At 55.1% G+C, this 21,904-nt stretch carries 20 protein-coding genes; 11 read left to right on the forward strand and 9 right to left on the reverse strand.

Annotated features, from left to right (window positions below; all coding sequences use genetic code 11):
- The first annotated feature begins 127 nt into the window (after positions 1-127).
- Positions 128-1,165, forward strand: a complete 1,038-nt coding sequence (locus GNG26_RS18000) for a LacI family DNA-binding transcriptional regulator (protein ID WP_156239701.1) — start codon at positions 128-130, stop codon at positions 1,163-1,165.
- On the opposite strand, the gene lysA is transcribed toward GNG26_RS18000, so the two are convergent.
- Positions 1,135-2,397 carry a diaminopimelate decarboxylase gene (lysA, locus tag GNG26_RS18005; RefSeq protein ID WP_156239702.1) on the reverse strand — a complete coding sequence of 421 codons (1,263 nt, stop codon included), beginning with the start codon at positions 2,395-2,397 and terminating at the stop codon, positions 1,135-1,137. The two genes, GNG26_RS18000 and lysA, sit on opposite strands and share 31 nt — an antisense overlap.
- A gap of 120 nt (positions 2,398-2,517) precedes the next feature.
- Between lysA and GNG26_RS18010 the strand changes: the two genes are divergently transcribed.
- Positions 2,518-3,456: a LysR family transcriptional regulator gene (locus GNG26_RS18010; RefSeq protein WP_114317188.1), complete on the forward strand. Its 939-nt coding sequence runs from the start codon at positions 2,518-2,520 to the stop codon at positions 3,454-3,456.
- Here GNG26_RS18010 and GNG26_RS18015 read toward each other — a convergent pair.
- Positions 3,443-4,135: an aspartate/glutamate racemase gene (locus GNG26_RS18015; protein WP_103176847.1), complete on the reverse strand. Its 693-nt coding sequence runs from the start codon at positions 4,133-4,135 to the stop codon at positions 3,443-3,445. The two genes, GNG26_RS18010 and GNG26_RS18015, sit on opposite strands and share 14 nt — an antisense overlap.
- A 137-nt stretch (positions 4,136-4,272) precedes the next feature.
- Between GNG26_RS18015 and GNG26_RS18020 the strand changes: the two genes are divergently transcribed.
- From GNG26_RS18020 to GNG26_RS18045, 6 genes are all read left to right on the forward strand, one after another.
- Entirely contained in the window at positions 4,273-4,596 is a 324-nt protein-coding gene (locus GNG26_RS18020; protein ID WP_039029883.1) for a cupin domain-containing protein, read from the forward strand.
- A 547-nt stretch (positions 4,597-5,143) separates the two neighbouring features.
- Positions 5,144-6,034 (forward strand): carbohydrate ABC transporter permease, encoded by an 891-nt coding sequence (locus GNG26_RS18025; protein WP_103822749.1) that lies wholly within the window; start codon positions 5,144-5,146, stop codon positions 6,032-6,034.
- Positions 6,027-6,929: a carbohydrate ABC transporter permease gene (locus tag GNG26_RS18030; protein WP_103176849.1), complete on the forward strand. Its 903-nt coding sequence runs from the start codon at positions 6,027-6,029 to the stop codon at positions 6,927-6,929. The genes GNG26_RS18025 and GNG26_RS18030 overlap by 8 nt, the downstream gene beginning before the upstream one ends.
- Positions 6,930-6,941: 12 nt before the next feature.
- Positions 6,942-8,069, forward strand: a complete 1,128-nt coding sequence (locus GNG26_RS18035; protein ID WP_103822750.1) for an ABC transporter ATP-binding protein — start codon at positions 6,942-6,944, stop codon at positions 8,067-8,069.
- A gap of 13 nt (positions 8,070-8,082) precedes the next feature.
- Positions 8,083-9,372 (forward strand): ABC transporter substrate-binding protein, encoded by a 1,290-nt coding sequence (locus GNG26_RS18040; RefSeq protein ID WP_103822751.1) that lies wholly within the window; start codon positions 8,083-8,085, stop codon positions 9,370-9,372.
- Positions 9,373-9,436: 64 nt separating this feature from the next.
- On the forward strand, positions 9,437-10,567 hold the full coding sequence (locus GNG26_RS18045; protein WP_197080174.1) for an oligogalacturonate lyase family protein: 1,131 nt from the start codon (positions 9,437-9,439) through the stop codon (positions 10,565-10,567).
- A 411-nt stretch (positions 10,568-10,978) separates the two neighbouring features.
- On the opposite strand, the gene GNG26_RS18050 is transcribed toward GNG26_RS18045, so the two are convergent.
- The 3 genes from GNG26_RS18050 to kduI form a co-directional block, all read right to left on the reverse strand.
- The gene (locus tag GNG26_RS18050; RefSeq protein WP_255473470.1) at positions 10,979-12,412 is read right to left on the reverse strand and encodes a sugar porter family MFS transporter; all 1,434 of its coding nucleotides are present in this window, start codon (positions 12,410-12,412) and stop codon (positions 10,979-10,981) included.
- Between the two features lie 296 nt (positions 12,413-12,708).
- Positions 12,709-13,470 (reverse strand): 2-dehydro-3-deoxy-D-gluconate 5-dehydrogenase KduD, encoded by a 762-nt coding sequence (kduD, locus tag GNG26_RS18055; protein ID WP_103176854.1) that lies wholly within the window; start codon positions 13,468-13,470, stop codon positions 12,709-12,711.
- Between the two features lie 62 nt (positions 13,471-13,532).
- Complete coding sequence (gene kduI, locus GNG26_RS18060) at positions 13,533-14,369, reverse strand: 5-dehydro-4-deoxy-D-glucuronate isomerase (protein ID WP_114385818.1); 837 nt, start codon at positions 14,367-14,369, stop codon at positions 13,533-13,535.
- 455 nt (positions 14,370-14,824) lie between these two features.
- Here kduI and GNG26_RS18065 point away from each other — a divergent pair, with 455 nt between their 5' ends.
- Positions 14,825-16,000 carry an oligogalacturonate lyase family protein gene (locus GNG26_RS18065; RefSeq protein ID WP_156239705.1) on the forward strand — a complete coding sequence of 392 codons (1,176 nt, stop codon included), beginning with the start codon at positions 14,825-14,827 and terminating at the stop codon, positions 15,998-16,000.
- A 154-nt stretch (positions 16,001-16,154) separates the two neighbouring features.
- On the opposite strand, the gene GNG26_RS18070 is transcribed toward GNG26_RS18065, so the two are convergent.
- The 4 genes from GNG26_RS18070 to GNG26_RS18085 all read right to left on the reverse strand — a co-directional run bounded on the left by GNG26_RS18070 (position 16,155) and on the right by GNG26_RS18085 (position 19,980).
- Positions 16,155-16,838 carry an oligogalacturonate-specific porin KdgM family protein gene (locus GNG26_RS18070; RefSeq protein WP_103822756.1) on the reverse strand — a complete coding sequence of 228 codons (684 nt, stop codon included), beginning with the start codon at positions 16,836-16,838 and terminating at the stop codon, positions 16,155-16,157.
- A 329-nt stretch (positions 16,839-17,167) separates the two neighbouring features.
- Complete coding sequence (locus GNG26_RS18075) at positions 17,168-18,346, reverse strand: acetyl-CoA C-acetyltransferase (RefSeq protein ID WP_103822758.1); 1,179 nt, start codon at positions 18,344-18,346, stop codon at positions 17,168-17,170.
- 171 nt (positions 18,347-18,517) lie between these two features.
- Complete coding sequence (locus GNG26_RS18080; RefSeq protein ID WP_197080112.1) at positions 18,518-19,030, reverse strand: cupin domain-containing protein; 513 nt, start codon at positions 19,028-19,030, stop codon at positions 18,518-18,520.
- Between the two features lie 74 nt (positions 19,031-19,104).
- Positions 19,105-19,980, reverse strand: a complete 876-nt coding sequence (locus tag GNG26_RS18085; protein WP_156239706.1) for a LysR family transcriptional regulator — start codon at positions 19,978-19,980, stop codon at positions 19,105-19,107.
- 105 nt (positions 19,981-20,085) lie between these two features.
- Between GNG26_RS18085 and GNG26_RS18090 the strand changes: the two genes are divergently transcribed.
- Together GNG26_RS18090 and GNG26_RS18095 are read left to right on the forward strand one after the other, a co-directional pair.
- Entirely contained in the window at positions 20,086-20,547 is a 462-nt protein-coding gene (locus tag GNG26_RS18090) for a multidrug/biocide efflux PACE transporter (protein ID WP_103176861.1), read from the forward strand.
- A 118-nt stretch (positions 20,548-20,665) separates the two neighbouring features.
- Positions 20,666-21,895 (forward strand): amino acid permease, encoded by a 1,230-nt coding sequence (locus GNG26_RS18095; protein ID WP_156239707.1) that lies wholly within the window; start codon positions 20,666-20,668, stop codon positions 21,893-21,895.
- Positions 21,896-21,904 lie beyond the last annotated feature (9 nt).

Genomic DNA, 21,904 nt, shown 5'->3' on the forward strand with positions numbered 1-21,904 from the left:
TGTTGTTACTCCTTCATCTGTTGCCGGAAAGCGTGATCGTGATGGGGGTTTTCACCCTCCCGCCCGGCTTATGCCTCTGAACGTCTGTGATAAACTTCCGTGCATAACGTGGAAGCAGGAATATCGAATGGCAACAATGCTGGATGTCTCACTGCGTGCGGGCGTGTCGAAAGCCACCGTATCGCGCGTACTGAACGGCACAGGTCAGGTAAAAGAGAGCACCCGTCAGCAGGTGTTTAACGCGATGGAAGAGCTGGGCTATCGCCCCAATTTCCTGGCGCGATCGCTGGCGAACCGGACCAGCAACAGCATTGGTCTGGTGGTCTCAACCTTTGACGGTTTTTACTTTGGTCGCCTGCTGCAGCAGGCCTCAAGACAGACCGAAACGCACGGCAAGCAGCTGATTGTCACCGACGGTCACGACACCCCTGAGCGGGAAGAGGAAGCGGTGCAGATGCTGGCCGATCGCCAGTGCGATGCCATCGTGCTTTACACCCGCTACATGAGCGAAAAAGCGATCATGAAGCTCATCAACAGCGTGCAGATGCCGCTTATCGTGATCAACCGTGACGTCAGCCAGGCGCGGGAGCGCTGCGTCTTCTTCGAGCAGCAGGAGGCGGCCTTCAACGCGGTGGAGTACCTGATAAGCCAGGGGCACCGGGAGATCGCCTGCATAACCGTGCCGATCCACACCCCTACCGGCAAGGCGCGGCTGACGGGTTATCGCAAGGCGCTGGAAAAGCACGGCATTCCCTGGGATGAGAACCGGGTGAAGTATGGCGATTCGGGAATGACGCGCGGATACGAGCTGTGTCAGGAGCTGCTGAACGAGAAGGTGGGGTTCAGCGCCCTGTTTGCCTGTAACGACGATATGGCGCTGGGCTCGTCAAAGGCGCTGCACCAGGCCGGGCTGCGCATTCCACAGGATGTGTCGCTGTTCGGCTTCGATGACGCACCCTGTGCGAAGTGGCTGGAGCCGGGGCTCTCTACCGTCTATCTGCCCATCGACAACATGATCACCACCGCGATCGATCAGGCCATCCGGCTGGTCAAAAACGAGCCGATCGAAGCGATCCCGCCCTTCACCGGCACGCTGGTGTTACGCGATTCGGTGGCGACGGGACCCTGGTGGGATCAGAACAGTTCGAGGGCGAGCAGTTCCTGAATGGTCTGGCGGCGGCGGATCAGGCGCGCCGCGCCCTTATCGAACAGCACTTCCGGCAGCAGCGGGCGGCTGTTGTAGTTAGATGACATAGACGCGCCGTATGCGCCGGTATCGTGCAGCACCAGATAATCCCCCGGCACGACCGGCGGCAGCGCGCGGGTTTCCACTTTTCCGCCCTCCAGCTGGGTAAACACATCCCCGGATTCGCACAGCGGCCCGGCCACCACCGTCTCCACGAGATCGGCCTGAGATAAGTCGCGGCCATCGGCAGCCAGCGCTGAAATGTGGTGGTAGCTGCCGTACATGGCCGGGCGCATCAGATCGTTGAAGCCCGCATCGATCAGCACGAAATGGCGGCTGCCCATCGCCTTCACGCTGCGCACCTGAGACACCAGAACGCCCGATTCGGCGACGAGGAAACGCCCCGGCTCGATCTCCAGCTTCACAGGGTGGCCCAGGTGGGCGGCGATTTTGTCGCGCGCGCCATTCCAGAGGCCGTAGTAGTGATCGGTATCGATCGCCTCTTCCCCTTCGCGATAGGGGATCGACAGCCCGCCGCCCGCGGAGATCGCCTCCAGATCCTGACCAAACTCAATCACCTGGCGCACCATGGCGCCGCACACCTGCTCGAGATGGCCGTAATCCACGCCGGAGCCGATATGCATATGAATGCCCACCAGCTTCAGGTTATAGCGTTGCAGTACGGTCAGTGCCGCAGGCAGATCGCTGTACCAGATGCCATGTTTGCTGTTTTCGCCGCCAGTGTTGGTCTTCTGGCTGTGGCCGTGACCAAAGCCCGGGTTAACCCGCAGCCAGACGCGGTGGCCTGGCGATACCTGACCGAGCTGCTCCAGCATGTCCACCGAACCGGCGTTGACCGGGATCTGCAGCTCATGCACCCGCGCCAGTGTGGCGCTGTCAATCAGGTCAGCGGTAAAGACAATCGCATCGCTGTCGATCTGCGGATCGTAGCCCGCCGCCAGCGCGCGCTCGATTTCACCCAGCGACACGGAGTCGACCTTGACGCCCTGCTCGCGCATCAGGCGCAGAATATGGATGTTGGAGCAGGCTTTCTGGGCAAAACGCACCACGTCGAACTGATGCAGGGCGGCAATTTTGTCGCGGATAATCTGCGCGTCATAAACCCAGACAGGGCAGCCAAACTCGGCAGGCAGACGCAGCAGGTTGTCAGCATTAAGATCGGTATCGGTGTTGTTCAGCGGGCGTGGCATGGTGCTCTCCGGAAAATCGATTTTTACTGATTACGCCACAGCCCGAAGAGAATAAAAAATATCGTTTTATCGCCACTCTATGCAAAAATGATATGGATTATGTTCAACCAGGTTGCTGCCATGCCCGCTGTGAATTTACGCCATATTGAGATTTTCCACGCGGTGATGACCGCCGGGAACCTGACCGAAGCCGCACGCCTGCTGCACACCTCGCAGCCGACGGTGAGCCGTGAGCTGGCGCGCTTCGAGAAGGTGATCGGCCTGACGCTGTTCGAGCGCACCCGCGGGCGGCTGCACCCTACGGTACAGGGGCTGCGGCTCTTCGAAGAGGTGCAGCGATCCTGGTACGGGCTGGACCGCATCGTCAGCGCCGCCGACAGCCTGCGCGAGTTTCGCCAGGGCGAGCTCTCCGTCGTCTGCCTGCCGGTCTTCTCCCAGTCATTTTTACCCGCCCTGCTACAGCCGTTTCTCGCCCGCTACCCGGACGTGAACCTGACCATCGTGCCCCAGGAGTCGCCCCTGCTGGAGGAGTGGCTCTCGGCCCAGCGTCACGATCTCGGCCTGACCGAAACCCTGGCGACTCCAGCGGGCACCGCGCGTCACGAGCTGCTGTCATTAGATGAGGTGTGCGTCCTGCCCGCCGGCCATCCCCTCGCCGCAAAAGCGGTGCTGACGCCGGGTGATTTTCAGGGCGAGAACTACATCAGCCTGTCGCGCACTGACAGTTATCGCCAGCTGCTGGACCAGCTTTTTGCCGAACATCAGGTGAAGCGACGCATGGTGGTGGAGACGCACAGCGCGGCCTCCATCTGTGCGATGGTGCGCGCGGGGGTGGGGATTTCGGTGGTCAATCCGCTGACGGCGCTGGATTATGCCGACAGCGGGATTGTTATTCGCCGCTTCAGTATCTCGGTGCCGTTTACGGTGAGCCTGATCCGCCCGCTGCACCGCCCGGCCTCGGCGCTGGTGGACGCTTTCAGCGCGCATCTGCAACAGGGGCTGGCGGCGATCACCGACCCGCTGGAACAGCTTTTAGCCTCGCCCGTTACGAAAGGATAAATTCCACCGCATCGGCGGCGTGGATCGCGGCGGTATCAAACACCGGGATCGGGCTTTCATCCGCCGGGATCAGCAGGCCAATCTCGGTGCAGCCAAAGATCACCCCCTGCGCCCCTCGATCGGCGAGCTTGCGGATCACGCTGAGGTAGTACTGGCGTGACGTCTCGCTAAAGGTGCCAAGACACAGCTCTTCAAAGATAATCTGATTGATACGGGCCCGATCCGCCTCGTCCGGGATCAGGCTCTCGATGCCGTACTGCGCCGTCAGCCGCCCGCGGTAAAAATCTTGCTCCATGGTATAGCGCGTACCCAGCAGCGCCACGCGGTTCATGCCCGCCGCGGTAATCGCCCGCCCGGTAGCATCGGCGATATGCAGGAACGGCAGGGAACAGCGGGTTTCAATCTGCTCAGCGACTTTGTGCATGGTGTTGGTGCAGAGCAAAATGGCCTGCGCCCCGGCACCCTGCAAGCCCAGTGCTGCCTCCGCCAGGATCTCCCCCGCCTTTTCCCAGTCGCCGCTGGACTGGCAGGCTTCGATTTCGTGAAAATCGACGCTGTGCAGCAGCAGGCTGGCCGAGTGTAATCCCCCGAGGCGCTGTTTTACCCCTTCGTTGATCAGACGATAATAGGGAATGGTGGACTCCCAGCTCATTCCTCCCAACAGGCCAATCGTTTTCATCTTGCTCTCCTTTCCGGTTTCATCCAGTGAAGCAAACTTGTGATCGAGTTTCCAGTTCTCTGGTTCAACATTTCCTTTTAGCTGGCTCTGGGATAAATTAAATGAAACGATGTTTCACTATATAACAGGACATGAGCATGTTTATTTTCCATAAAGAGACGCAGCTTGAAGATCTGGGTAATGGCGTGACGCGCCGTATTCTGGCGCACGATGGCAAAATGATGGCGGTAGAGGTCAATTTTGAGCAAGGCGCCGTTGGCCCAATGCATAACCATCCCCACGAGCAGCTGACCTATGTTTTGTCCGGTGAGTTTGAATTTACCATCGGCGAAGAAAAGCATGTGGTGACCGCGGGGGATACCCTTTATAAGCAGCCGCATATTATGCACGGCTGCGTTTGCCTGAAACCGGGTACACTTCTGGATACCTTCACCCCGGTTCGTGAAGATTTCCTCAAATAAAAAAATAAGGCGATGCGCGGGCATCGCCTTTTTCTTCTTAAGTGCAATTCACTTTATTTCCGCGAAGAATCATTCAACAAGTTAATTATATCCTCGCTACCTTACTTCTCATGTTACAGTTTTGCTACAAATATTAGTAGTTTGTATCTGCTATCAATAATTCCCAGAATATGTGAGCAAAGTCCCCGTTTAGCTGGCCTTCTTCCCTCATTTTTTCGCGCATACCGATAAAAATGCCACCCATCTCACCTTATTGAAACGCTGTTTCGACCTTGATCACATTTCCACTATTTATCGAATGACGTGGATTTAAATCACAATAAAATAAATTAAAACGTCGTTTTACAAATTGAAAACGGTGGTTCATAAGATTTAAAAAATTGCTTAACCGGGCAGGATGCGCCCGGCATTACCGGCACTCATAAACAGGTAGAAGGAGATACCGCAGTGAAATTTCGCACCAGACGCATTCCGCTGTTCGCTTGCTGTTAAGCGGGCAGAGCCGGGCAGATTCCGTTTTAAACCATTAATTACCAGGTAGGTATGTATGAATGAAAACAAGATGCTGGGGCTGGCCTGGATATCACCCTACATAATTGGGTTGATACTCTTCACCGCTTTCCCCTTTGTTTCATCTTTCTTCCTCAGTTTTACTGAGTACGATTTGATGAGCCCGCCCGTATTTAACGGCGTAGAAAACTATCGCTACATGTTTACGGAAGATACTCTCTTCTGGAAATCCATGGGCGTGACCTTTGCCTACGTATTTTTAACTATCCCGTTGAAGCTGGCCTTTGCGCTGGGTATTGCGTTTGTTCTGAACTTTAAACTGCGCGGCATCGGCTTCTTCCGTACCGCTTATTATATTCCGTCTATTCTCGGCAGCTCCGTTGCGATTGCCGTCCTGTGGCGTGCGCTGTTCGCGATCGATGGCCTGCTTAACAGCTTCATTGGCGTCTTTGGTTTCGACGCGGTGAACTGGCTGGGCGAGCCGTCTCTGGCGCTGATGTCCGTGACCCTGCTGCGCGTCTGGCAGTTCGGCTCTGCAATGGTAATCTTCCTGGCTGCCCTGCAGAACGTGCCGCAGTCGCAGTACGAAGCCGCGATGATTGACGGTGCCTCTAAATGGCAGATGTTCATGAAAGTGACCGTGCCGCTGATCACGCCGGTTATCTTCTTCAACTTCATCATGCAGACCACCCAGGCGTTCCAGGAATTTACCGGTCCGTATGTTATTACCGGCGGTGGACCAACCTACTCCACCTACCTGTTCTCACTCTACATCTACGATACCGCATTTAAGTACTTTGACATGGGTTACGGCGCTGCGCTGGCCTGGATCCTGTTCCTGGTGGTCGCTGTCTTTGCCGCTATCGCCTTTAAGTCTTCGAAATACTGGGTCTTCTACTCCGCCGATAAAGGAGGCAAAAATGGCTGATATTCAACAACTCTCCACGGCGAGAAGCATCGCAGAGCGTGAAGTGGCGCGTACTCAGCGTCGTGAAAAAATTAGCGCCACCATTCGCTATGTGATCCTGCTGTTTGTTGGCCTGCTGATGCTCTATCCGCTGGTGTGGATGTTCTCGGCGTCGTTCAAACCGAACCACGAGATCTTCACCACCCTCAGCCTGTGGCCCGCACACGCCACCTGGGACGGCTTTGTAAACGGCTGGAAAACCGGTACCGAGTACAACTTCGGCCATTACATGCTGAATACCTTTAAGTATGTGATCCCGAAAGTGATCCTGACCATTATCTCCTCCACCATCGTGGCGTACGGCTTTGCCCGCTTCGAGATCCCGTGGAAGAAGTTCTGGTTCGCGACGCTGATTACCACCATGTTGCTGCCAAGCACCGTACTGCTGATCCCGCAGTACCTGATGTTCCGTGAAATGGGCATGCTGAACAGCTATATGCCGCTCTACCTGCCGCTGGCCTTCGCCACGCAAGGGTTCTTCGTCTTCATGCTGATCCAGTTCCTGCGCGGCGTCCCGCGTGACATGGAAGAGGCGGCGCAGATTGACGGCTGTAACTCTATTCAGGTGCTGTGGTACGTGGTGGTACCAATCCTGAAGCCAGCCATCATCTCCGTGGCGCTGTTCCAGTTCATGTGGTCAATGAACGACTTTATCGGGCCGCTGATTTATGTCTACAGCGTGGATAAATACCCGATTGCACTGGCTCTGAAAATGTCCATCGACGTCACCGAAGGGGCGCCGTGGAACGAAATTCTGGCAATGGCGAGCATCTCCATCCTGCCATCCATCATTGTCTTCTTCCTGGCACAGCGCTACTTCGTACAGGGCGTAACCAGCAGCGGAATTAAAGGTTAAGAGGGAAATATCATGGCTGAAGTTATTTTCAACAAACTGGAAAAGGTCTACTCCAACGGCTTCAAAGCGGTACATGCTATCGACCTGAAAATCGCTGAAGGTGAGTTCATGGTCATCGTCGGCCCTTCCGGCTGCGCGAAGTCCACTACCCTGCGTATGCTGGCCGGTCTGGAGACCATCAGCGGCGGTGAAGTGCGTATCGGGGATAAGATCGTTAACAACCTCGCGCCAAAAGAGCGCGGGATTGCGATGGTGTTCCAGAACTATGCGCTCTACCCACACATGACCGTGCGGGAAAACCTGGCCTTCGGCCTGAAGCTGAGCAAGCTACCTAAAGCGCAGATTGAGACCCAGGTTAACGAAGCGGCAAAAATCCTTGAGCTGGAAGAGCTGCTCGACCGCCTGCCGCGCCAGCTTTCAGGTGGTCAGGCGCAGCGTGTGGCCGTCGGCCGCGCAATTGTGAAAAAGCCAGACGTGTTCCTGTTCGACGAACCGCTCTCCAACCTCGACGCCAAACTGCGTGCCTCGATGCGTATCCGTATTTCGGATCTGCACAAGCAGCTGAAGGCTTCCGGCAAGCCGGCGACCACCGTCTACGTGACGCATGACCAGACCGAAGCGATGACCATGGGCGACCGCATCTGCGTGATGAAGCTCGGCCACATCATGCAGGTAGATACCCCGGACAACCTGTATCACAAACCGAAAAACATGTTCGTCGCGGGCTTTATCGGCTCACCGGAGATGAACATCCGCGCCAGCAAGCTGGTGCAACAGGACGGTCAACTCTCCCTGACCATCGGCAACCAGACCATGCCGTTAAGCCCGGAGCTGAAAGAGAAAGTGGCCGGCCACGCGGATAAGGAGATTTTCTACGGCATTCGCCCTGATTTTGTCTCTATTTCCGATGAGCCGTTCGCTGAAGGTTGCTGCACCGGTGAGATGGTCCGCGCCGAAAATATGGGCCATGAATTCTTTGTATACCTGAAAGTTGGCGAGTACGAACTGACAGCCCGAATTCCTTCCGATGAAGCTAAGCCCATGATCAACAAGGGCCTTCACCGTAAGGTTTACTTTAAGTTTGATATGAATAAGTGTCATATTTTTGACGCAAAAACTGAACAGAACATCTCTCTTTAATGGAGTTATAAAAATGAAAAAAGTGCTTTTAAGCGCCGTTATCTCCGCTACCTTTGGAATGAGTGCCCTACCCACTTTTGCTGCGGACAGCACCGATCTGCGTATGTCCTGGTGGGGCGGCAATGGCCGTCACCAGGTCACACTGAAAGCCCTGGAAGAGTTCCACAAACAGAACCCGGACATTAACGTGAAGTCGGAATACACCGGCTGGGATGGTCACCTGTCGCGTCTGACCACGCAGATTGCGGGCGGCACCGAGCCGGACGTGATGCAGACCAACTGGAACTGGCTGCCGATCTTCTCTAAAACCGGCGACGGCTTCTACGATCTGAACAAAATGAAGGATGTGATCGATCTGTCCCAGTTCGATCCAAAAGAGCTGCAGTCGACCACGGTCAACGGCAAGCTGAACGGTATTCCGATCTCCGTGACCGCGCGCGTCTTCTACTTCAACGATGAAACCTGGAAAAAAGCGGGCGTCGAATACCCGAAAACCTGGGATGAGCTGATGGCGGCGGGTAAAGCCTTTGAGAGCAAGCTGGGTAAACAGTACTACCCGGTTATTCTCGAGCATCAGGATACCCTGGCGCTGCTGAACTCCTACATGATCCAGAAGTACAACATCCCGGCGGTGGACGAGAAGGCGAAAAAATTCTCCTACACCAAAGAGCAGTGGGTTGAATTCTTCCAGACCTATAAAAAGCTGATCGACAGCCACGTGATGCCGGACACCAAGTACTATGCGTCGTTCGGTAAGAGCAACATGTATGAGATGAAGCCGTGGATCGAAGGTGAATGGGGCGGCACCTACATGTGGAACTCCACCATCAAAAAATATTCCGACAACCTGAAGCCACCAGCGAAGCTGGAGCTGGGCAGCTACCCAATGCTGCCGGGTGCAACCGATGCCGGTCTGTTCTTCAAACCAGCACAGATGCTCTCTATCGGTAAATCGACCAAGAACCCGGAAGCGGCCGCGAAAGTGATCAACTTCCTGCTGAACAGCAAAGAAGGCGTTGAGACGCTGGGCCTGGAGCGTGGCGTACCGCTGAGCAAAGTAGCGGTGAAATACCTGACCGAAAACGGCGCTATCAAAGAGGACGATCCGGCGGTTGCGGGTCTGCGTCTGGCGCAATCTCTGCCAGCGAAACTCTCTGTGTCGCCATACTTCGATGACCCGCAGATCGTGGCGCAGTTCGGTACTTCGCTGCAGTACATCGACTATGGCCAGAAAACCGTTGAAGAGACGGCTGCTGACTTCCAGCGTCAGGCTGAACGTATCCTGAAACGCGCTATGCGCTAATTCCCATATGTTACCAATACCCTGCCGCGACTGCGGTGGGGTATTTTTTTATCTGAAGGAACATATTATGAAAGGAAAAATCATTCCCCTGAGTTTTCGGCCTCGTCAGGACAGTGAAACCGGACATGAGGTGATACGGCTGACGCCGCCGCACATCATCTGTCACCGTAACTACTTCTATCAGAAATGCTTTACCCGCGATGGCAGCAAGCTCATCTTTGGTGGTGCCTTTGAGGGCCACTGGAACTACTACCTGCTGGACATTGCGCAGCAACAGGCAACCCAGCTTACCGACGGCGCCGGAGATAACACCTTTGGCGGCTTCCTCTCCACGGACGATCGCTCGCTGTGGTATGTGAAAAACAGCCGCGAACTGCGGCGCGTCGACCTCGAGAGTCTGGAAGAGTATGTGGTCTATGAGGTCGATGACGAATGGGTGGCCTACGGTACCTGGGTGGCGAACTCAGACTGCACGAAGCTGGTGGGTATCGAGATTAAAAAAAGCGACTGGCAGCCGCTCACCGACTGGAGCAAATTCCGCGCATTTTACTTTACCAATCCGGAATGTCGCCTGATCAATATCGACCTGCAAACCGGCGAGCGCCGCGTGATTTTGCAGGAAAAGCGCTGGCTCGGGCACCCGATTTACCGTCCTTTTGACGATAATACCGTGGCGTTCTGCCACGAAGGACCGCGCGATGCGATCGACGCCCGTATGTGGCTGATTAACGAGGATGGCAGCAATCTGCGCAAGGTGCGCCAGCATGCTGAGGGGGAGAGTTTTACCCACGAGTTCTGGGTGCCGGACGGCTCGGCGCTCTATTACGTGGCACATAAGGAGAACGATCCTAAGCGCTATCTGTTCAGCGCCGATCCGCAAACGCTGGAGAACCGTCAACTGATGGCGATCCCGCCCTGCTCCCATCTGATGAGTAACCACGACGGGTCGCTGATCGTTGGCGACGGTGCGCCACACAACACCGGCGATATCAGCCTGAACGATCCCTTTATCTGGGTGTTCGACATTGCCAAAGGCACGCAAACCGCCATCTGCCAGCACAACACCAGCTGGAAAGTGCTGGACGGCGATCGCCAGGTGACCCATCCGCATCCGTCGTTTTCACCGGACAATAAGTGGGTGCTGTACACCTCCGACGAAGAAGGGATGCCGGCGCTGTACCTCGCCCGGGTGTAAAAAAGCCGGGTGGCGGCTACGCCTTACCCGGCCTACAAATCACGGCATTTGACCCCGTAGGCCCGGCAAGCGAAGCGCCGCCGGGCATTGCCGCATCAGGCTTGCTGCAACAAAAAAGCCGGGTGGCGGCTACGCCTTACCCGGCCTACGAATCACAGCATTTGACCCCGTAGGCCCGGCAAGCGAAGCGCCGCCGGGCATTGCCGCATCAGGCTCACTGCAACAAAAAAGCCGGGTGGCGGCTGCGCCTTACCCGGCCTACGAATCACAGCATTTGACCCCGTAGGCCCGGCAAGCGAAGCGCCGCCGGGCGTTGCCGTATCAGGCTTGCTGCAACAAAAAGCCGGGTGGCGGCTGCGCCTTACCCGGCCTACAAAACCCCATGCCCGGCAAGAGCTGCCGGGCAATCTGCTATACCCCAATATTCCGTAACTTCTCCCCTGTCATCAGCTTGCGCTCGATGTGCTCCAGGGTGACACCTTTCGTTTCCGGGATCAGCCAGAAGGTGATGCCAATAAATACCACGTTCAGCACCGTATAAAGCCAGAAGGTTCCCGCCGCGCCGATCGCATCCAGCAGGGTCAGGAAGGTGGCGCCAATGATCATGTTCGACACCCAGTTCGTGGTGGTGGAACAGGTGATCCCAAAGTCGCGGCATTTTAGTGGCTGAATTTCAGAGCAGAGGATCCACACCACCGGCGCGGCACTCATCGCGTAACCGGCAATGCACATCATCGTCATACCTACGGACAACCAGGATAAGCTGCTGGACGCCGTACCGTTATCAAACTGCATCAGGCAGTAGCCCAGGATCAGCGTCCCCAGCGCCATCACACTGAAACCAATTTTAAGGGCAGGCTTACGGCCCGCTTTATCGACGGTAAATACCGCAATAAAGGTGGCAAACATAAAGGTCAGCCCCACCACCAGCGTGGCGATCATCTGCTGCTCAGTGGTGGTGAATCCGGCCATTTTAAAAATACGTGGCGCGTAATACATGATGATGTTCATGCCGGTAAACTGCTGCATCGCCTGCAACAGCATGCCGAGAAATACCGCACGGCGCACGTTGCGGTTGGCTTTGAACAATGACCAGCCGCCCTGCTTAAGCTTGAGGCTTTCGCGGATCTCGTTCAGCTCTTCACGCGCTTTCTCGGAGGTGTCGCGCAGCATCCGCAGCACTTCTTCCGCTTCGACGTGGCGCCCTTTTTGCGCCAGCCAACGTGGACTGTTGGGCAAAAAAATCACCAGCACAATCAGCACTATTGCCGGTAATGCCAGTACACCCAGCATGGCGCGCCAGTTGCCGCTGTAGCTGAAATATGTATCAGAAAGAAAGGCCAGCACAATTCCAAGGGTCACCATCAGCTGGTACATGCTGATCATTTTGCCGCGCACGTCCTCGCTCGCCATCTCTGACAGATAAAGGGGGGCGGTATAGGAGGCAATCCCCACCGCCACGCCCAGCAGGACGCGCGAGAGCAACAGCACCTCCACGTTGGTGGCGAAAGCGGACCCTATCGAGCCGGCGACAAAGAGAATGGCGCCGACCATCAGGCTGTATTTCCGCCCCAGCCGGAACGAGAGCCAGCCATTGAACAAGGCTCCCACCGCTGCGCCCAGCATCATACTGCTCACCACCCACTCCTGCAGGCGATTGCTGAGCGTAAAGTGATCGGTGATAAAGGGTAACGCACCGGCAATAACGCCGATATCCAGCCCAAACAGTAAACCGGCCACCGCCGCGGAAACAGAAACAAACATATTCATCCTTCGGGTATCGCGAAGGGCGCGGGGCATAAAAGTAGAGTCATTTATAGATGTCATATTTTCCTGCCTGAACAGCCTAAGACGTTAATCGAAATTACGAGAAACCCTGAAAAAGTGTCAGGTCGTAAAACGTGAAAATATGGATATATCAGCTGGCAGGGTTCGATCTGTGATGGACATTACACTTTAAAAGAAGGGTAAAAATTACTCAATTATTGTTAATCATATGATTTCTTGAGGGTAAATGTGTGATCCATGCAATTTTCGTAAAATGCTTATGGATTTTTCTCTTTTTTGAATATGGACAATGGCTTATCCAGGTCAAAAAAAACCTCTGCCCTGGGGCAGAGGTTTTTTGACCTGAGCAGGAATTAACGCGCCAGCCAGCCGCCGTCAACCGCTACGGTGTAGCCGTTGATATAGTCAGATGCGCTGGAGGCCAGGAACACCACCGGCCCCATCAGATCGCTTGGCAGACCCCAACGACCCGCAGGGATACGCTCGAGGATAGCTGCGCTACGCTCTTCGTCAGCACGCAGCTGCTGGGTGTTGTTGGTAGCCATGTAACCCGGCGCAATGGCGTTCACGTTGATGTTGTGCTGCGCCCATTCGTTCGCCAGCAGACGGGTTACGCCCATGACGCCGCTCTTGGAAGCGGTATAAGAAGGCACACGGATGCCACCCTGGAAGGAGAGCATGGAGGCGATGTTGATGATTTTGCCGCCGTTGCCCTGGGCGATGAAGTGCTTCGCCGCCGCCTGAGACATGAAGAACACGCTCTTAATGTTCAGGTTCATGACGTCGTCCCAGTCCTGCTCGCTGAAGTTGATCGCATCTTCACGACGGATCAGACCGGCGTTGTTCACCAGAATGTCGATTTTACCGAATTCCGCCACCGCACGATCCAGCAGCTCAGGGATAGCGTCGATCTTACGCAGGTCAGCGGTCAGGCTCAGGAAACGACGGCCCAGCGCGGTTACACGCTCGATGGTCTCCTGCGGTTCAACGATGTTGATACCCACGATGTCGCAGCCCGCTTCCGCCAGACCCAACGCCATGCCCTGACCGAGGCCAGTGTCACAACCGGTGACGACCGCAACTTTACCTTGCAGAGAAAATGCATCCAGAATCATTTTTTATCCTTTATCTTTCAGCGCCTGAACGAACAGGCAAGTTTGTGCTTAACTGTCCGCGACTAGCGCAGATCCTTAACGGCTACATGGTCCATATCATCGAAGACCTGGTTTTCACCCACCATGCCCCAGATGAAGGTATAGGCACGCGTGCCCACGCCGGAGTGAATCGACCAGCTTGGCGAAATCACCGCCTGCTCGTTATGCATCACGATATGGCGCGTCTCCTGCGGCTGACCCATCATGTGGAATACGCAGGCGTCCTCTTCCATATTGAAGTAGAAATAAACTTCCATGCGGCGCTCGTGGGTATGGCACGGCATGGTGTTCCACAGGTTGCCCGGCTCAAGCTCGGTCAGACCCATGCTGAGCTGGCAGGTTTCCAGCACATCTGGAACGAAGTATTTGTTGATGGTGCGGCGGTTGCTGGTGAGGTTGTCGCCCAGGGTGACCGGAGCAACGTCTGCCGGGGTCACTTTTTTGGTTGGGTAGGTGGTGTGTGCCGGGGCGCAGTTATAGTAGAACTTCGCCGGTTTGTTGCTATCGACGCTGGCAAAGACCACTTCCTGTGCGCCTTTCCCGACGTACAGCGCATCGCGATGGCCGATCTCATAGCACTGACCGTCAACGGTGATGGTGCCCGGGCCGCCAATGTTGATCACGCCCAACTCGCGACGCTCGAGGAAGAAGCTGACGCCGAGCTGCTTGCCCACTTCTCCACCCACAGAAACCGTTTTGGCAACCGGCATAATGCCGCCAACGATGATGCGGTCAATGTGGCTGTACACCATGGTGTATTCATCTGCGACAAACACTTTCTCGACTAAAAACTCATCACGCAGACCCTGGGTATCCAGCGTTTTTGCATGCGCGCTGTGGATGCTTTGTCTGACTTCCACATTAACCTCCAGAATTTATCGGCCCCGACGGCCTGGATAATTAACAAAACGGTGTTCCGTTTTCATGATGAGTACATATTATCTGCTGTGAAATAGGTTTTCAATTACATTCAAAACGATGTTTCACTTTTTCTGCAAGTTAATCTCAAAACTGTAGTTTCGATCACGATTGTCAGGGAGTTGACAAGGCTTTCCTTCACCATTTTTTTAAATAAACCTTCTTATTTTTTAGAATAAACAAAAGGTTATGAAAAAATAAAAAATGGGTGCAGCCATCAGAAAAAACTGAACGAATTTAAAGATATTGATGAATCCGCAGGGTTTTCCTTCAGAAGTGCGCCACCAGTCACACATAGTGAAACATTGTTTTGATATTTTAACACCCAGTTTTTAAACTCATATTTTACCGATCGGACCGCAGGCGCGATCCTGCCGTCGAATTCAAGGAGCGCATCATGGCAAAAGGTATGCGGGTCAAACTGAACTATGAGGTCAGCCGCGATCCGGATACAGGCGTGGAAGTGACCCGCCTGACCCCCCCTGAAGTTACCTGTCACCGTAACTACTTCTATCAAAAGTGCTTTTTCAACGATGGCAGCCACCTGCTGTTTGCGGGTGAATTCGATGGCCACTGGAACTACTATCTGCTGGATCTGAAAAAAGCCGAAGCGGTGCAGTTAACCGAAGGCGCGGGCGATAACACCTTTGGCGGCTTCTTGTCCCCGGATGATAAATCCCTCTATTACGTTAAGAATGATCGCACCCTGCGGGAAGTCAATCTGACCACTCTCGAAGAGCGTGAAGTCTATCGCGTCAGCGACGACTGGGTCGGCTACGGTACCTGGGTAGCCAACAGCGACTGCACCAAACTGGTGGGCATCGAAATTGCGAAGAGCGACTGGACGCCGCTGAACGACTGGAAAATCTTCCACGACTTCTTCCATAAAGGCCCACACTGCCGCCTGCTGCGCGTCGATCTGCAGACCGGTGAGAGCAGCGTGATCCACGAAGAGAAAAACTGGCTCGGTCACCCGATTTACCGCCCGTTTGACGACAGCACCGTCGCGTTCTGTCATGAAGGCCCACACGATCTGGTGGATGCCCGCATGTGGATGGTCAACGAAGACGGCAGCAACGTGCGTAAGGTAAAAGAGCACGCCGAAGGCGAAAGCTGCACCCATGAGTTCTGGGTACCGAACGGCTCAGCGCTGGTTTATGTCTCTTACCTGAAAGGCAAGCAAGGCCGTACCGTATATAGCTTCAACCCGGACACCGGCGAGAACACTGCGGTAATGAAGATGCCTGCCTGTTCACACCTGATGAGTAACTTTGACGGCACGCTGCTGGTAGGCGATGGTTCCGGTACGCCGGTCGATGTGAAAGATACCAGCGGTTACACCATCGACAACGACCCGTATCTCTACGCATTCGACGTGGCGAAAGAGGCTTATTTCCGCATCGCGCGTCACGATACTTCCTGGGCAACCGTGGCAAACAGCCGCCAGGTCACCCACCCGCATCCCTCCTTTACTCCGGATGATAAAGCGGTGCTGTTTAGTTCCGATAAAGATGGCAAACCTGCTCTCTATATTGCGAAGCTTCCTGAGCAACCAGAACTGTTGCGAGAATAATGTTTGTGTTTGTGTTCCTGTAACTGGCCTTGCCCTCCTTTATGGAGGGCTTTTTTTATTGGCTGATTCGGTAGAGACAGCAAAAAATAATAAAATACAGGCGTAAAAAAACCGGCTCCTGAGAGCCGGTTTATCCCGGAGGTACTGCTTGTTATTAGAATGAATAAGCTACGCCGACACGAAGACGGGTCTGACGTTCATCGGTATCTTTCACACCGACGTTACCCACTTCGCCATACGGAGCCCAGTTCTTATCAATTTTGTACGCCAGCTTGACGTTATATTCCTGGGAGTAATCTTTATTGTTGTTACGAATATTCCCTTCTGTACTTTTCGCGTATACGTAGTTCAGCTCGGTACGCCAGTCGCCCATTACCCAACCAACCCAGGCATCGCCACGGTTAACTTTATCGTCGTCTTTATTCGCGTTTGACGGATAACGGGTGTAGTCATAGCGATAACGGGCTGCCACATAGAAGCCATTATCGAAGCTATATTGCGCGTGCAGATAAGGTTTATAAATAGTGAAGCTGTCTTTACTTTCGAGCGTAAAGCCTGGTGTTAACGCAATGTTCTGGTTCGCTTTCCAGCGCCAGCTAATCTGATCTTCGTGGCCGTTACCCACCACGTCCGCAAATGGCTGGTCAGCTTTATCGCCGCCAGATTTCCATTTTGCTTCTACAGAGAAACCAAAGCCATTTTCGAAACGGTGCGAAACCGAAACACGGTCTGCGTTCGAGCCGCTATCGATATATTCGTGACGCAGATCCACGGTGACAGCCTGAGCTGCGAAAGAAGCGCCAATAAGTGAAGCAAGGACCAGAGATTTCTTAAACATGGAAAAACCCTCGTTTAAAATGATGTTTCGTTTTTATGGAATTGCATTTTATTTTTTAATAAACGTAATTTTAGTGATCGCGATCGTAATTATTTGTTTCATTTTTTTCGGCAAGCCCAGCCGTGAGCAATATCAACAAAACAGGCCTTTTAAGCGGAATTTAACGGATCACGATCACACTAAATCGTTATTACAGATTCAGCGAATACGTTAAATATTTTGCGGGTGCTTAAGATTTTACTTACAGGAGGGTGAAATATGACGGTGCTCACAAACAAATAAGCCTCCGGGGTCGGAGGCTTATTTGGGTTGATATATATCAACGCGAATTATCTTTCTATAGCCAATGCCACGCCCTGCCCGCCGCCGATGCAGAGCGTAGCCAGCCCTTTACGCGCATCGCGTTTCACCATCTCATGCACCAGTGAGACCAGGATACGGCAACCCGATGCGCCAATGGGGTGGCCCAGCGCAATCGCCCCACCGTTGACATTCACCCGCCGCTCATCCCACTCCAGCATTTTACCCACCGACAGCGCCTGGGCGGCGAAGGCTTCATTCACTTCGATCAGATCAACATCCGCCAGTTGCCAGCCTGCCCGCTCAAGGCAGCGGCGCGTGGCATGGACCGGGGCGATGCCCATTAAGGCGGGATCGACACCCACGCTGGCAAAGGCTTTGATGCGCGCCAGCACCGGCAGATTCAGCGCTTCGGCTTTGCTCTCGCTCATCATCATTACCGCGGCGGCGCCGTCGTTAATCGAAGAGGCATTCCCGGCGGTGACCGAACCGGTGAGTTCAAAGGCAGGGTTTAGCTGCGCCAGCCCCTCTGCGCTGGCATCGGTGCGCGGCTGTTCATCAGTATCCACCAGCAGGCTCTCCCCACCCTGCTTCTGGGCGACAACCGGTACGATCTCGTCGCGAAAACGGCCCGCGTCGATGGCCGCCCGGGCCTTATGCTGGGAACTGAGGGCATAGGCATCCTGCAGCTCACGGGAGATGCCATATTCGCGCGCCAGGTTCTCCGCCGTGACGCCCATATGGTAATCGTTGAAGGCGTCCCACAGCCCGTCATGCACCAGGCTGTCGATAAGCTGACTGTTGCCTAGCTGGGCGCCGGTACGGCTGTCGGTGAGCACGTGCGGGGCACGGCTCATGTTCTCCTGGCCGCCCGCGATCACCACATCGGCTTCGCCGCACTGGATCGCCTGGGTCGCCAGATGCAGTGCCTTCAAACCGGAGCCGCACACGTCGTTGATAGTGATGGCAGAGACGGTATTGGGTAATCCGCCCTTCAGCGCGGCCTGACGGGCAGGGTTTTGCCCGGCGCCTGCGGTCAGCACCTGACCGAGGATCACTTCGTCGATCTCGTGTGCCTCAATGCCGCTTCGCTCCACCAGCGCGCGAACCACCACGCTGCCTAACTCAACCGCCGAGTGGCGTGAGAGCGCTCCCTGGAAACAGCCGATTGCGGTACGCAATGCACCGACTATCACGACGTCTTTCATCTCTACCTCTGCGCAAAATGACACCGCTCATAGTAGAGGATTGTTATCAACTAATGATGCAATTGTTTAAAAAAAGTGAGTTTTATCACAAAGGATTCTGGAGGGCCGAGAGAAATGAATGTTCTGCCGATACCGGGAAACTTACCCTGCGCGGGCGCAGGGCAAAGCGGGTCAAGATCTCCAGTACTGGGTTAAGGCGGGCGAGTTTCCATTTACCGGATCCTGCTCAGGAAACGGCAACGCCACGATCCGCGCCAGCATTGCTGGCGTTGCCGCCTGCTTGCAGAGATCCACATCCGTACCCGGCGGATAGGCTCCCACCACCATAAAATCGTCGGTTGCAGATATCCGGCAGTGCCCGGTTCCGGCAGGCAATAACAGTGCGTCTCCCGCTTCTACTTCGATCTCTTCGCCCCTTGGTCCGCCAACGATCAGGCGCGCCGCGCCCCGGGCAATACCTAAGACTTCATGCCCATTAGAGTGGTAATGGTGATAATCAAAAACCCCATCGCGCCACTGCGGCGGCCAACCGTTGTCGGCAAATCGTTGTTCAAACTGGCTTGCGCGATCGCCATCCGTTATCACCCCTTTATAAAGCAGCACCGGCAAATGGGGATTATTTGGCACCCAGTCTCTGGCGGAGAGCATCAGCGTCCGGGGCGTGATTGTCTCTTTAGCAGTCATGGTCTCTTCTCAGTCAGTCATTGCACTCCGCTAAGTGTAGTTCGTTTTAATGTCGCCACTGACGGGGGCAGAGATCACCGCGGATCCGCTTTTTGCTGTAAATAATGGCGCAGCCAGTTGCCCGCCGTCCCCGGCGGGGAGCGTTTATTCCAGACCAGATCGATCGCCACCGAGCGCGGCCAGCCCGGCACATTAAGCTGCACCAGCGCTTTCGCCGGGGCAAACTCCTCCACCAGCGCACAGGGCAGCGCGCACCAGCCGAAGCCCTGAACCGCCATGCTGAGCAACATCAGGTAGTTGGGCGCCGACCAGACTGGCCCCTGCGCCAGCACCGGTTCGCGCTCCAGATAGGTATTCAGGCGCAGCTCCCGCCAGCTGTGCAGTTCATCGTGCTCCGTTCGCACCTGCGCGGCCAGCGGATGGCTGGCTGACGTATAAATTGCCATATGGCTCTGCATCGGCAGGCGAACGGCGGCAATGTCCGTGGGATAGCTCTCCCGCGCCTCGGTGAGGCCGATCTGCGCCCGCTCCTTTTGCAGCAGATCGATGACATCTTCCTCTTCACCAATCAGACACTCAAATTCGGTGTGGGGAAAACGCTCATCAAAACGAAACAGCATCTCCTCCAGTACGTCCGGATGCAGGGTATCGGAGAGGACAAAGGTGAGCCGCGCTTCGGTCTCTTCGCTGAGGGATACCGCCAGTTCATCCAGCCGCGCGCTGGCCGCCAGGATCGACTGCACATAGCCCAGCACCTGCTTGCCCTGGGCGGTGAGTACCGGCTGGCGGGCGCTGCGGTCGAACAGGGTAAAACCCAGGTCATCTTCCAGATGGGCGATGGCGGTGCTAATGGTGGACTGGCTTTTACGCAGACGGCGGGCGGCAGCGGAGAACGAGCCCGCGGCAACCGTCTCGACAAACGCGGTTAACGCTTCGGGTGAGTAGCGCATGAAGTATCTACTTTATCGATGGAATCTCACTTTTATATATCACTTTTAACGATAAAAATAGCCGCATGATTGGCCCATCCTGGCTTGTTTTTGAGGTAATAAGTTATGCAGCACAACGATGTTCAGCGCAGAAAGCTGCCGGAACGCATTTTCCACGCCGTCTGCTTTGAGGGTATAGCCACGGCGATCCTGGCCCCGACCACCGCGTGGCTGATGCAGCGCCCGATACTGGAGATGGGTGGGTTAACTGTTCTTCTCGCCACCACGGCGATGATCTGGAACATCATCTTCAATTACCTGTTCGACAGGCTGTGGCCGCGGCATAAGGTGCCTCGCACCGCGAAAGTGCGCGCCCTGCACGCGCTGGGCTTTGAAGTGGGGTTCATCTTTATCGGCGTCGGGATTGTGTCGCTGGTGCTGGGCGTGAGCCTGCTTCAGGCCTTCACCTTAGAGATTGGCTTCTTTATTTTCTTCCTGCCGTACACCATGGTTTATAACTGGGCGTACGATACCCTGCGCGATCGCATGATTAAGCGACGCCAGCAGCGGCAGGCTGCCACCTCTTAACTCCCCCGGCCGGAAATGCTTTCCGGCCCGCTTAAAACCGTTCCAACCGCCAGGCCAACTGTTGATTATGGTAAAATAGTCTCCTTTTTGTTGGTTTTATAGTTGATACGTTTCTCTCATGTCGAAAATCTGGTCTAAAGAAGAGACCCTATGGAGCTTTGCCCTGTACGGCACGGCCGTGGGCGCAGGAACCCTGTTTCTGCCCATCCAACTGGGATCTGCGGGCGCTGTCGTCCTGTTCATCACCGCCCTTGTGGCATATCCATTCACCTACTGGCCCCACAAAGCGTTATGCCAGTTCATCCTCTCTGCAAAAACGAAAGGTAGCGAAGGGATCACCGGCGCGGTGACCTACTACTACGGGAAAAAGATCGGCAATCTGATCACCACGCTCTACTTTGTCGCCTTTTTTGTGGTGGTGCAGATCTATGCCGTGGCAATCACTAACTCGCTCACCGAACAGCTGGCGAAGCATATGACGGTGGACACCACCGTGCGGGTGCTGGTCAGCCTTGGCGTAGTGCTGGCGTTAAATCTGATCTTCCTGATGGGGCGGCATGCCACTATTCGGGTGATGGGTTTTCTGGTCTTCCCGCTGATCGCTTACTTCCTGCTGGTGTCGCTCTATCTCACCCACAGCTGGCAGCCCGCGCTGCTCACCAGCGAGATGAGCGTTGATAAGCACACTCTGCACCAGGTGTGGATCTCCATTCCGGTGATGGTGTTCGCCTTCAGCCATACGCCGATTATTTCAACCTTTGCCGTCGATCGGCAGGAAAAATATGGCGAGGCCGCCATGGGCAAATGTACCCGCATCATGAAGGTGGCCTACCTGGTTATCTGCCTGAGCGTGCTGTTTTTCGTCTTCAGCTGTCTGATGTCGATCCCACCCTCTTACATCGTCGCCGCGAAAGAGGAAGGGGTCACCATCCTCTCGGCGCTCTCGATGATGCCCTCCTCCCCTTCCTGGCTTGGGATCTCCGGGATTGTTGTCGCCATCATCGCGATGTCGAAGTCGTTTCTCGGCACCTATTTTGGCGTGATTGAGGGGGCTACAGCGATGGTGAAATCAGGGTTAAACCAGGTTGGCGTAAAGAAAAGCCGGGCCTTTAATCGGGCGGTATCGGTGATGGGGGTCTCCCTGATCACCTTTGCGGTGTGTTGCATTAACCCTAATGCCATTTCGATGATCTACGCCATCAGCGGGCCGCTTATCGCCATGATCCTGTTTATCATGCCGACCCTGTCGACCTTCCTGATCCCTGCCCTGAAGCCTTACCGCTCCATCGGCAATGTGCTGACGCTGATTGTCGGGGTGTTATGCGTGTCGGTGATGTTTATTGCCTGACTAAAAGAG

The sequence above is a fragment of the Leclercia sp. J807 genome (genome assembly GCF_009734465.1).
Classification (GTDB): domain Bacteria; phylum Pseudomonadota; class Gammaproteobacteria; order Enterobacterales; family Enterobacteriaceae; genus Enterobacter.